This is a genomic window from Treponema sp. UBA3813 (genome assembly GCA_002368605.1).
Classification (GTDB): domain Bacteria; phylum Spirochaetota; class Spirochaetia; order Treponematales; family Treponemataceae; genus Treponema_D.
Genome location: DFEB01000031.1, coordinates 16,843 through 29,099, shown reverse-complemented (window position 1 = coordinate 29,099; position 12,257 = coordinate 16,843). Strand labels below are relative to the sequence as shown.

Sequence of the window (12,257 nt, the reverse complement as noted above, 5' to 3'; positions counted from 1 at the left end):
AAACGAAAAGATTCTTTTATTTTATTACTTTGTCGCAGTGCTTGCAAGGATGTAAATATATCCAAAATCAGCGAAAATCTGTATAATTCTTTTGAAAAATCACGGAAAAAGGAATTTTGGGGTCAAAAATGGACAACGAAGAAATCAAACAGAAGCTTTTGCAAATCGAAAATACTGACTTGGAATTTACGGTCACAATGACTGGAAAGGAAAGCACGAGGGTCAACGGTCTTTACAAGCCGGAGACTCACGAAATCCTTCTCCACAACAAGAATTTCAAGAGCGACATGCAGCTTATCTATACGGCGATTCACGAGTACACCCATCATCTTTTGACCGAGGAATTTTTGGCTGAAACCGGTGGAAAGCTCCCCATGAAAGGTACTCGCGTTCACAATCAGGCATTCTGGGCACGCTTCCACGCTCTTCTTCAAAAGGCCGAGGAATTGGGAATCTACAAAATCGATATCGAAGATTCCCCGGAGCTTAAGGAACTCACCGAAAAAATCCGCAAAGAATATATGGAAGTAAACGGCAAACTCATGCAGGAATTCGGAAAATTGCTGGCCGAGGCTCACAAACTCTGCGAAAAAGCCAACATCCGCTACGAAGATTATCTTGACCGCGTTCTCTGCCTGCCGCGAAACACCGCAAAAGACATCACAAAACTGGGGGCCGTGGAAGTCAATCCTGCTCTTGGATTCGACAACATGAAAAAGGTGGCCATGCTCAAAAAGCCCGAAGACAGGGCGGCGGCTACTCAGTCGATTCTCGGCGGAAAATCCCCGGACACGGTTACGGAACTCATGAAAAAGGCCAAGAGCGGCGACCCACGCGAAAAACTCGAAAAAGAAAAGAATCGTCTCACAAAGACGATTGAAGCCCTGCAGCAGAGGTTGCAATATGTCGAAGAAAGTTTGGAACAGCTGTAAGATTCTGCTTTTGCTGGCAAGCACGGCACTTTCTGCGCAGACAACTCAAAAAAGCACCGGGAACACTTCTCCGTCGATTTCAATGCCTGAAATGCCTTCTGTTTCCATGCCCAGCGTGGGAAGCGGATTTTACACTCCGGGGCGAAGTGATTTCTATAATCCAAATTTGAATCGAAACAGAAATTCCCAAAGCGCGCAAAGCCAAAGCCAAACTTCCGGGGCGGATAGTCAGAATCAATCTTCGTCTACGGCTTCTTCTTCACAGGAAAAGGCTTTGTCTCAGGCGCAAAAGGCAAGCGCAATCGCACAAAACGCTTCATCTGCCCTCAACGGACTCACCGCCGACGATATTTCTTCAATGAACAATCTGGGAATTTTCTCTCAGATTTCGGGCTTATTGGGGCGGGGAAATTCAAATCTCCAGAATCAGTTGCTTTCGGCACAGAAAACCGTCACGGCAAACACGGTGGATTCTACGACTCTCAAGCAAATTCTCTCCGAACTCACCGAGCTTAAAAATCAGATGAATAATTCTGGCGAAAAGTCGGAGAATGCCAGCCTGAGCGACAAAAGTGCGGGCCAAAATACATTTTCAAACATCACGAAAAAAGAGCCGAAAATCCTGCGTTTTATCGTAAACGGTTACGACATCCTCTCAACCTGCAAAAAAATCTATTTTTCAGAGCTTGAAACTGACGGAACTTTTTTGCTTACTGGTGACCGAAAATATTTGTCAGAAAACAAGGCGCGGAACGAAACCTTCTATTTTTACTTCCATGCGCAAGGCACGGACAAGGGAATCACAAAATACGCCGTAACGCCCGCCGTGAGTCAGGATTACGAAAATCAGTATTCATATCTTTATCAACTCACCCAGAAAAACTCGCTTATCGCCGACCGCACTGGAAATCTCGTGACTCTCCGTGTAAATGAGGGGGGCTGGAACATGGATTTACTGATTTCTTTGGATAAATAAGAGGATTTTATGAACATTCTTCACGAAGGACTTGTAGAGCTTGGTTTTGATAAGGGCGAATTTTCTGGAATTACAATCCTGCCTCTTTCGGAGCTGGAGCCAAAAATGGAATCTTACATCGCCTCTCTTCAGGAATACAATGCAAAATTCGATTTGATTAACACCGACGACCATGACGAAATCGCCGTGCGTCATATTCTTGACAGTCTTTCGGCCTTGCCAAAGATTTGCGAGATTTTAGCCAGCCGTTTTGAAATCAATGCTGGCGTGGCGGCGGAATCTCTTTCCCTTGCTGACATCGGTAGCGGGGCGGGCTTACCGGGAATTCCTCTGGCGGCAGCCCTTCCTCAATTTTCTTTCACTTTGATTGAGCGCATGACAAAACGCTGCGGATTTTTAAATCACTGCGCCCAACTTCTGGGTCTAAAAAATGTCACCGTGGAGGAAGACCAGGCTGAGCGTCTGGAGCAAAAACGATTCGATTTATGCGTTTTCCGTGCTTTCCGCCCATTGGAAAAAAAGATGACCAAAGTTCTTCTGCGGATTTTAAAAGACAAGGGTTGTCTCTGCGCTTACAAGGCAAAAAAGGTGAATATAATAGAAGAAATGGAAAATATTCCGCAAAAACCGAAATATGAAATTTTCCCGCTCATCGTGCCTTTCCTTACAGAAAATTCCGGCGTGGAAGAAGAGCGGGAGCGGAATCTGGTGGTGATTGAGCGCTAAATCACTTCCCAGTGTCCGGTCTTGTTGGAGCCAACCCGCGTGATTTTTCCCTCGGCGACAAGTTTTTGAAGGGCGCGGGTGATTGTGGCACGGGAGACATCCAGAATCTTTGCGAATTCTTCTTTTGTGCGGCGGGGATTTTCCTTAATCTGGCGTAAAAGCAAAATTTCAGGCTTTTCTTCGCTTTTGGGAATGGTGAGCGCGCTGCTCTTGTATTTTTCTTCCAGAAGATTCTGTGCCTCAGCGATTCTTTCGCCCAGTTTCCGCACCAGGGCGATTTTTTTGTCTTCTGAAAGGCGGCGGAGCGGGGCGAGAAATTTTTTGTACCAGTCTTGAATGTCGTCCAAAGCCGAAAAGTCAACAAGGCCGTAAAGTTTTTCCATAGGAAGAGAATTGAATTGCGCAAGCTGCTTTTCCTCAAAGGGCTTTGAATCAATCCAGGGGGAAGCCATTTCGTTAATTTCAAAATCAACCTTATTGAGGAACATTGACTTTCCTGAGTCGTAGACCGGGGCGACACCCAGCCACTGGAGCGTTTCGGCATGTCGCAGAAAGCCAAGGTTGTTTGAGTGCCTGTCTTCGTTTGCGATTATAAAATCCAGAAGAATGATTTTTAGAATGTTGATTTCTGCATCGGGAATTTTAAGAAAGTCGCAGCGTTCGACAAGCTTTTCAAAATCGTATTTTCCGTCATTGAGGGGAAGCCCCTGATAGACTGATTCCATGGGAACAAGCTCTGTATTTTCGTCTACCATGTCTGGACAAATGCAAAAATACTGCTCGTCACGGATTTCAAGCTCATAGGGGACATAATTGATTTTGAGACGGCGGCAGATTTCGCTTGCAAGCACTTCGTTGAGGGCTTCCTGCTGTTCGGTGCCTGTTCCTGCCTTTTCGAGAAAATTCTTTCCGTTTTTGCGAACCCAGCGTTTGGGAAGCTCGCCGTTAGTGGTGTTGTCTGGAGAAAGAGAATTTGAATGTTTGTTGAGGGCTTTAGATGCGCTCATTAAGCGCAGCCCGATTGCATCGTCATAGTCGTTGGTGAAAAAATTGATGTCTTCCCACCAGATTCTGCCCATGTCACTCATATTGCAAATCCAGTACTGGTCGGAAAGACTTAAATAGTAGCTTTTTCTTGCAAGTTCTTCGTTTGATTTGAGCTCAAGTTCGGAAAGCATGGTGCGGAAATCCCGGCGGGTGTAAGGAATCATGCGGTTGTTGAAGAATTCCTCTAGCTTCTGGCAAAGACCGTATTCGTTTTCTTCGGATGCGATTCCATTTGTAAAAAGATGGGGCGGAAGATGGCGCAGATTGAAAATCTTTTTTATGGCAACGATGTATTCATCCTTGTCCTGTTCAAAGAGAAGAATGGGAATGTTTTTCTTGTATAAAATGAAGAGTTTGTTCTCCAGAGCCATGACTAATTTTATCGGCTCATTTTTGCGAATGTCAAGGGAAAAATGTAAATTATCGGCTCAAATTTTAAATTTATCGGCTCATTTTGGCCTTAGCTGTCAAGCCAGCCACGGAGCAGATTGGCCACATCTTCTGGGCTTTTTGGGATTTCTTTTTTGAGATTTTCAAGATTGTCGTCAACCATGATAAATCCGCCGTTTTGCGGAGCGACTTCACGGTAAATGCCACGCAACTCGCCGAATTTTTTTACTTCTTCTAGGACGGCTGTTTCTCGCTGGACATGGAGCAGGTTGCGGGGATTGTAGCTTCCCAGCGTCATGATGTTTTTGCTGATTTTGTTCATTTGGGCAGGAGAAAGTTTTAGAATCGAAAGAATTTTCTCGCTGGTTTCGCTTCCCAGTTCCGTAAGAAGAATCGCGATTTTTTCGTATCCTGTCATTTTTTTATCCCCCGTTTTCAGAATTCTATGATATAATAACTTCCGTTAAAAATCTATAAATGGAGGCAAATCATGAAAAAATATATTACAATCAGCCGAGAGTATGGGTCAGGCGGTCGCTTGATTGGCAAAATGGTCGCCGAACAGCTGGGCTATGCCTTCTACGACAAAGAAATCATCGACATGGCGGCAAAGGAAAGCGGTCTTTCTGCCGATTTCATCAAAAAAACCGAGCAGAATCTTTCTTCTGGCTGGCTTTACAATCTTCTTTTGGGAACCAGCTATGCCGGAACCAGTGCGGGCGGCGTGGGGCAGCCTGTTGGTCAGGCAAATCTTCCCCTTGCAGACCAGATTTTCAATGCCGAGCGAAAAATCATCTTGGGTCTCACGGAAAAGCCCTGCGTAATTGTCGGTCGCTGCGCGGACTATATTCTCTCAACTTCTGACCAAATCGACAACAATGACTTGCTCAATGTCTTCATCTACGCTGACATCGACGCAAAAGTCAAACGAATCGAGGAAATCTACAAGGAAACCGAGTCTTGCGCCAAAAAAACGATTATCCAAATCGACAAACGCCGTGCAAATCACTATAACACTTTCACCGAAAACATCTGGGGCGACCGAAAAAACTACGACATGATGATTAACAGCACCAGCGCCGGAATCGAAGCCACCGCAAAGTGGATTGTGGAGCTGGCAAGAAATTAATTATGGAAATTACGCTTACAACTAAAGATTCATTGGCAGATTTTTTTTCTCAAATCTCTCCTTCAAGCGAGCTTGTTCATATTTTGCTTGAGGATGGCGAGCATAAGGGGCTGGAGCACCAGCGGATTTTTTACAATCTGCCAAACCCGCTGGTGATTGAGAGTGCTTCCGGGGATTCTTCCCGCTGCGCTCTCCGTGGCGAAAATTGCGAGGCTTTCCACAAAGATACTGAAAACAGGGCCGTTCTTACTTTTGGCGAAAAATGCACTTCCGTAACGCTTAAAAATTTTACTATTGAAAACACTCATGTCAAAACTTGTGACGACGCTTCTCTTGGTAATCAGGCGGAAGCGATTTGCTTTCACTGTCAGACGGGAAAGCTTTTTTGCGAGGGAATGCGCTTTTTAAGCCGCCAGGACACGATTCATGTGAAGGGAATTTCTCACTTCAAGAATTGCTATGTCACTGGCGATGTGGATTTTATCTGGGGCTACTGCAATTATTCTGTCTTTGAAAAGTGCACCCTTCACACCCGCGACGACAACCGGGGAAGAGACCGACCAGCCTATGTTCTCCAGAGCCGGGCATGGAATTCAAAGCCGGGATTCGTCTTTATCGACTGCGACTTCACTGCCGATGACCGGGGCAAAAAGGCCAGAATTTACATCGGTCGCTCACAAGGAACTGGAAAGCCAGACAGCCTTGACCGCTGGGATTCAATCGCTCTCATCAACTGTCGCATTTCTGACTTGTACGACCTTGCCCTTTGGACTGACGAAGATGGCACGCGAGCCGTTTATCCCGAAAAAGGAAGTGCCCTATGGGGCTGGCGGGAGTACGGAACGAAAATCCTCCACGCTGACGGCACTCTCTCCGATTACGACACTGCCTTACAGGAAAAGCACGGCTACACCATGACGGAGGAAGAAGTCCAAAAGCTGCTTTCAATAGTGCGCCTTTAATCGCAAAAATGCAAAATCATATCAAAATCTTGCCTTTTCACGCGAGAAATACTGTATATAATAGTAAAATCCAAAAAAGTGAATATGAGGATATACTATGACTGAATTAAATATTTCTGACTTTGGTGGCAAGAACGACGGTGTTTTTGACAATACAAATTCATTTAAAGCGGCTTTTGAAGAGCTTGCGAAAAACGGCGGTGGAAAGCTTGTAGTGGATGCGGGTACCTGGCTGACGGGTCCCATCGACTTGGTTGAAAATTCAACATTGGAGCTTAAAGAAGGCGCGGAACTTTCTTTCATCACAGACCCGACCGCGTATCCTCCTGCTTTCACTCGCTGGGAAGGCGTTGAGTGTTACGCAATGCACGCCCTTATCCGAGCCTCAGACTGCAAAAATGTCACCCTTACTGGCAAAGGCACAATCAACGGAAACGGAAATTCTTGGTGGAAGCTTGTAAAGGCAAAAAAAGCTTCTGGTCAGAAAAAGCCTATGGAATCTTATGAGCTTGCCCTCGCAAAAATGAATCCTGGTTACGAAAATCAGGCTGGTGGCGGCGGCGGCCGAGAAACTCAGTTCCTCAGACCTTCTCTCATCGAATTCATCAACTGCCAGAAAGTTGTTCTTGAAGGCGTATCAATCAAGAATTCTCCTTTCTGGACGATTCATCCCCTTTATGTGGACGACCTTACTTTACAGAACCTCAAAGTCGAAAATCCTTATTCTGCACCAAACACAGACGGAATCGATGTTGATTCATGTACGAATGTAAAAATCCTCAACTGCTATGTTGCTGTAGGCGATGACGGAATCTGTCTCAAATCTGGCTCTGGCCCCGACGGAATCCGCGTCAACAAACCGACCGTAAATGTCACAATCAAAGACTGCACTGTCCGCTTTGCTCACGGCGGTATCGTTCTCGGTTCAGAAACAGCTGCAGGAATCCAGCATGTTCACGCCGAAAACTGTGACTTGAGCGGCACTGACCGGGGAATCCGAATCAAGAGCCGTCGCGGTCGTGGCGGAGATTTGTTCGACATCGAGCTTAAAGACCTTGTCATGGACGACACTCTCTGCCCGATCGCAATGAACATGTATTACAAGTGCGGCATCACTGACACAAAATCACCGCTTTTCTCTTTGGATAAGCAGCCTGTCACCAGTGAAACGCCCCGTATCCACGATGTAAAAATCATCGGCTGTACGGGCAAAAACTGCAAGGCAAGCGCAGGCTTCATCGTCGGTTTGCCGGAAATGCCAATCGACAATCTTGAAATCCGTGACTGTCACTTCACCACGGACGAGTCTTCTGACCGTTCGCCAATGGAAAGCGACATGTTCTACGGCTTGCCGGAAGTTACCGTAAAATCTTTCCGAGTCCGAAATGCACCTGGCGCAAAATTCGAGAATGTTCGAATCGACGGACCAAAAGAAACATTTATTTACGAATAAATAAATAAACTTAAAATCGTGTGAAATTCTGCCGATAATATAAGCACTCGTGTAATGCGGGTGCTTTTTTATTAGGGGGAATCATGAAAAAGTCTTTCAAGTTTTTGCTTTCTTTTCTTCTTTTGAATATTCTCGTTTTCGGGGCATTTGCGGATGGATATCATGTCTGTGTTGCTTCGTATAAAAATTTGAAGAATGCAGAGACAATGGTAACGCGACTTGAGAATCAAAGTGTCGCAGCTTTTGTATATAGAACCAAGGTTAATAGTGAAGATTATTACCGCGTTCTTCTTTCAAAAGAATTCAAAAAAATCGAAGATGCCCGAAAATATCGCGATGAAGTTCAAAAATATTCGTTCGTAAAAGAATTGGGATTAAAAGGATTTTGGGTTTGCCGTGCAGAAAAACAAGCCGCAGCTCCAAAAGTTAAAACTGTTACGCCTGCTCCAAAGCCGGCACCTAAGGTAGCTCCTGTTCCTGTTCCAGCGCCGAAAGCAGAGCCAGTTCCTGTCAAAAAGGCAGAAGCGAAAACGGCTCCTCAAGCACCTGTGCGGGAAGTCGAGCCGATTCCTGAGGAACCAGAAGTAAAAAGCGTGGAAGAAATTCCTGCAAAAGCTCCTGTCGAAAAGGCTGAAGTTGAGCCACTTATTGTAAAAGAGGAGAAAGAGGAAAAAAATCCTCCAAAAACAGAAGAAGTCGTAAATCCAAAAGTCGGGGAAGAAAATGTCCTTGAAAAAAACACCAAAGAGAGTGAAATCCTTTCTGAGCAGAGACCTTATTCTGTTGCAGTTCGAAGCTACAAGTATAAGGACTTTGCAGAGAATGATAAAAATCGTCTGACAGAACTCGGCTTTAACTCATATCTCGTTAACACATTCGACAACAAAACATTCTTCTCGTTTAATTTACATGCTGGGGCTTTTGCTACTCGTGAGGAAGCCGAAGCTCTTCAAAATCAGCTTGCCGATAAAGGAGTTTTTGACACTGAAATATCTGACTACAATACAATTTGGACTCGAATCGAGAAATATGATACGGTTATTGCGACGGAAAAGATTACATTTGATGACGGATTGTATGAATACCCGAAAAATATTTCGCCTGCCGTTGATTTGATTCTTAAGAATTTCCCTGTGAACAAAGATTTCCAGATTGACGGTTTCCTTGTGCTTGATCATGACAAATATATGGAATGTCTGGAAAAGCCGAATAATTTTGATTCTGTTCATGGTTATGTTGGTTCTGATGAATCTTTAATGCATGCTGCGGCTCTTGCTAATTATTATGATGTTCTTATGGGTCAGGGTGTAAGCGTATTCCTTGCAACGGCTGACGACTATACTTTCGGAACTGTAAACTCTGAACCGATAAAAAAGATTGATTTGAAGTCAGAGCACGGAGTTTTTGCATGTTCAATTTATGATGAAGCTGGAGAACTGGTCCTTCACGGTGTAAATGACAGTGAAAAACTCTTCCTCACAATCAAGACAAAGGATTTCTCTCAGGAAAAATTTGAAGTTTTCCTTAATGATTTATTTAAAGGCGAATCATTGCTTGCTTATCCTCAGTTGAGGAAAACTCTCTTCGTGCTTCCTGATGCAAATGAGATTGTTTCTCGTGACTTTGTAGGATTTAATTTCACAAAGATTGGTGATAGTTATGCAATATCACGAAATAATGCAGATTGGGCGGTTCCGATTGTCGGACATTATCTTTCTCGCGCAGTTTTGCTTGAGAAAAATGCGCTTGTGAATGTCGGATTCTATGATTTGGATTATGATTTCAATGCGAAAAGCGTGCATAAAACTTTCACAGAGTCAAAAAATGGTTCAGAAGTTACCGAATCTAACCATCCGATTTCAATTCAGGGAGCTGATGGCTGGTATCTCGTAAATGAAAATCAAAGAGAAATTTCTTTCTCAACGAAATCTTATGTTATTTCAATTGATTCAAATTCTGAAACTTCACTTGATAAAGATGATTTGATTGGAATTGCTACAGATCTTAAGATTTGGAATTAAGCTAGGCATCATTAGAATATGAGAAACATTTTTCTTTCACGAATTTTTTACATCTGCTTTTCTTTTCTAATGATTTTTCCTGCCTTTTCTGAAGGCGGGAAGCCTTTTGCCCTTTCTCCCCTATGCGATGGAATTTTATTGGGAACGGGCCTTGCTTTTTCTGGCGGTGATTTGATTTTGGACAATGGAATGAAATTGAATCGCCAGAAGTATAAGGGCGAATTTTATTGCAAGGATGATGTGAATTCTTTTGATAGGATTTTCATGCATTCCTATTCAAAATCCCGTGACAAAGCCGCAGACATTTTGCTTGTGGCGACTATGGCGACTCCGGCGGTTCTTTTAGCCAATGAAAAAGACGAATGGCTTACTTGCGGCGTGATGTATGCGGAAACTCTTTTGATTGCAAACGGAATCAAGGAACTGACAAAACTTGCCGTAAACCGCACAAGGCCTTACATGTATTACGATTCCGAAACTTTTCCTGAAAAAGATGTTGATGTTGGGGATTGGGCGAATTCATTTCCTTCCGGACACACGACAATGGCTTTTGCAGGGGCGACTTTTGCAAGCTACACTTTCTGTAAATATTTCCCTGAATCCAAGTGGCGTATTCCTGTGGTGGCGGGAAGTTATGCCCTTGCGGCGACAACGGCGGCTTTGCGTCTTTCCAGCGGAAATCACTTTATGACGGATGTTTTGGCTGGCGCGGTGCTTGGATCTGGCGTAGGATTTTTAGTTCCCTGGCTTCACACATTCAATGCCAGGCACGATGATTTTAATGTGGGCTTGCTTGCCAACGGATTTTCTGTCGCAGTAAAATTTTAGCTTAAAGTCTTGATGATAATCTCTGCCACGGCGGTTTTCTTTGAGCCGGTGTCCATTGCTTCTTTTTCGATGTGGCGGTGGGCTTCCTGCTCGGTCATATTTTTGCTCTGCATCAAAAGCATTTTTGCCCGGTTTACCAGTCGGATTTCTTCCATTTTTTGCTTGAGCTGGATTGCCTTGCTTGAAAGAACCTGCACTTTGTATTGGACGGCGATTGCCACTTTAATCATGTTGTAAAAATAGAACTGGTCGAAGGGGGAAGTGAGGGTGAGGATTCCGTAGCCCTCAACCTTAAAGCTGATTTGGTCAAAATGTTCGGCGGGAGCGAGAAGCAGAATCGTGCTCAGGGAGTCAGAAATATCAATCGCAAAGTCCGTGCCTTCGCCCTCGGCAAAATCCGCAATCACGATATTAAAATTTCTTTCGTCACATTTTCGGCGGGCTTCGTTGAAGTCAGCGCAGACGGTCAGCTCAAATTGTGGCGGAAGCAGCATTACGCTTACCAGTGAGGAAATTTTCGTATCTTTTGTCACCAATAGGACTGAATGGCTGTCACTTGTCATTTTATTTCAGTCTTACCCCAAAATTCCTTTGACAAATTCGCTTTTTTGGGCGAGTTCTTTTGCTTCTTCGATTGTGTCTGGAATCGTCTTGTAAGCCACTTTTTTTGCCACGGTTGAATCAAAAAGATTTTCGCTGGCGGGTGTAGGCGGTTTCATGTTGTTTTTGATTCCGTCAATTGCCGCGTGAATTAGCAGAGTGAAGGCGACATAGGGATTGCAGCTTGGGTCTGGGGAGCGGATTTCCAGGCGCATTTTGTCCTTGCTTGCGGGAACCCGGATAAGGGCAGAGCGGTTTTCCTTGCCCCAGCAGATGAATCGGGGTGCCTTGGCCTCGCCGAGCCGGTTGTAAGAATTTTCTGTCGGATTCAGAAAATAGGTGATTTCCTCAATGTGGCTGAGAATTCCGGCAAGAATCTGCTCATTTTTGCTTGTATCGCTGCATGAGATGTTGATGTGCATTCCGCTTCCGGGCTTGTCGAGCAGGGGTTTTGGAGAAAAATCTGCGAAGAGGCCGCTTTCTGCTGCCTTTGTACGGACAATCCATTTGAAAGTGGAGGCATTGTCGGCGGCGGTGAGCGGGTCTGAATAGCGGAAATCAACTTCATTCTGGCCGGGGCCTTCTTCGTGGTGGCTTGATTCCGGCGTGATTCCCATTTGTTCCAGGGTGAAGCAGATGTTTCGGCGGATGTTTTCCCCCTTGTCTTCCGGGGCTATGTCCATGTAGCCGGCCTTGTCAAAAGGAATTTTCGTCGTCTCGCCGTTTTCATCGAGCTTAAAAAGATAGAATTCAAATTCTGTGCCGATTTGAAGGTCAACGCCGCATTCCGCTTTGATTTTTTGAGCCGCGCTGGTAAGAAGATGGCGGCAGTCCTTTTCGTAGGGCGAGCCGTCTGAGCGGCGGATGTCACAGAACATGCGGATTACCTTTCCTGAGCTTGGCCGCCATGGCAATACGGAGAGTGTGGAAGCGTCGGGAAAGAGAAACAAATCTGCCTTGTTGGCTTCTTCAAAGTCAGGGATTGCCGAAGCGTCAAAAGCGACTCCGTTTTCAAATGCGCGGGGAAGCTCACTTGCCATAATCGTGGCGTTTTTTTGCTTTCCCGAAAGGTCGAAGTATGCAAGGCGCACGAATTTAACATCTTCTTCTTTTACATAATCCAAAACTTCTTCTTGTGTGTACAACATGTTTTTCTCCATTAAAAAAGGCCGTAGACTTTGCGCTGAAAGATA

12 protein-coding genes are annotated in these 12,257 nt (G+C 44.9%); 8 read left to right on the top strand and 4 right to left on the bottom strand.

What is annotated here, in order from left to right; genetic code table 11:
- Positions 1-128: 128 nt before the first annotated feature.
- The 3 genes from B2089_RS04860 to rsmG are packed head-to-tail and all read left to right on the top strand — an operon-like array spanning position 129 to position 2,634.
- On the top strand, positions 129-932 hold the full coding sequence (locus B2089_RS04860) for a hypothetical protein (RefSeq protein ID WP_296323436.1): 804 nt from the start codon (positions 129-131) through the stop codon (positions 930-932).
- Entirely contained in the window at positions 904-1,908 is a 1,005-nt protein-coding gene (locus B2089_RS04855) for a hypothetical protein (RefSeq protein WP_296323440.1), read from the top strand. Before B2089_RS04860 ends, B2089_RS04855 begins: the two co-directional genes overlap by 29 nt.
- 9 nt (positions 1,909-1,917) lie before the next feature.
- Positions 1,918-2,634, top strand: coding sequence for a 16S rRNA (guanine(527)-N(7))-methyltransferase RsmG (gene rsmG, locus B2089_RS04850; protein ID WP_296323443.1), 717 nt, complete (start codon positions 1,918-1,920; stop codon positions 2,632-2,634).
- Here the strand turns inward: rsmG and B2089_RS04845 are convergent.
- Complete coding sequence (locus B2089_RS04845; protein ID WP_296323446.1) at positions 2,631-4,052, bottom strand: HipA domain-containing protein; 1,422 nt, start codon at positions 4,050-4,052, stop codon at positions 2,631-2,633. The genes rsmG and B2089_RS04845 overlap by 4 nt on opposite strands.
- 89 nt (positions 4,053-4,141) lie before the next feature.
- Positions 4,142-4,489, bottom strand: coding sequence for a hypothetical protein (locus tag B2089_RS04840; RefSeq protein ID WP_296323449.1), 348 nt, complete (start codon positions 4,487-4,489; stop codon positions 4,142-4,144).
- Positions 4,490-4,561: 72 nt separating this feature from the next.
- On the opposite strand from B2089_RS04840, the gene B2089_RS04835 reads away from it, so the two are divergent.
- The 5 genes from B2089_RS04835 to B2089_RS04815 all read left to right on the top strand — a co-directional run bounded on the left by B2089_RS04835 (position 4,562) and on the right by B2089_RS04815 (position 10,464).
- A complete protein-coding gene (locus tag B2089_RS04835; RefSeq protein ID WP_296323453.1) occupies positions 4,562-5,200 on the top strand; it encodes an AAA family ATPase in 639 nt (212 codons plus the stop codon).
- A gap of 2 nt (positions 5,201-5,202) precedes the next feature.
- The gene (locus tag B2089_RS04830) at positions 5,203-6,162 is read left to right on the top strand and encodes a pectinesterase family protein (RefSeq protein ID WP_296323455.1); all 960 of its coding nucleotides are present in this window, start codon (positions 5,203-5,205) and stop codon (positions 6,160-6,162) included.
- A 97-nt stretch (positions 6,163-6,259) separates the two neighbouring features.
- Entirely contained in the window at positions 6,260-7,615 is a 1,356-nt protein-coding gene (locus B2089_RS04825) for a glycoside hydrolase family 28 protein (protein WP_296323458.1), read from the top strand.
- Between the two features lie 83 nt (positions 7,616-7,698).
- The gene (locus B2089_RS04820) at positions 7,699-9,636 is read left to right on the top strand and encodes an SPOR domain-containing protein (protein ID WP_296323461.1); all 1,938 of its coding nucleotides are present in this window, start codon (positions 7,699-7,701) and stop codon (positions 9,634-9,636) included.
- 18 nt (positions 9,637-9,654) lie between these two features.
- Positions 9,655-10,464 carry a phosphatase PAP2 family protein gene (locus B2089_RS04815; RefSeq protein WP_296686184.1) on the top strand — a complete coding sequence of 270 codons (810 nt, stop codon included), beginning with the start codon at positions 9,655-9,657 and terminating at the stop codon, positions 10,462-10,464.
- On the opposite strand, the gene B2089_RS04810 is transcribed toward B2089_RS04815, so the two are convergent.
- Both B2089_RS04810 and B2089_RS04805 read right to left on the bottom strand, forming a co-directional pair.
- Positions 10,461-11,027 (bottom strand): ANTAR domain-containing response regulator, encoded by a 567-nt coding sequence (locus B2089_RS04810; protein ID WP_296323467.1) that lies wholly within the window; start codon positions 11,025-11,027, stop codon positions 10,461-10,463. The two genes, B2089_RS04815 and B2089_RS04810, sit on opposite strands and share 4 nt — an antisense overlap.
- Before the next feature lie 12 nt (positions 11,028-11,039).
- Positions 11,040-12,212, bottom strand: a complete 1,173-nt coding sequence (locus tag B2089_RS04805; RefSeq protein WP_296323470.1) for a glutamine synthetase family protein — start codon at positions 12,210-12,212, stop codon at positions 11,040-11,042.
- Positions 12,213-12,257: the final 45 nt, after the last annotated feature.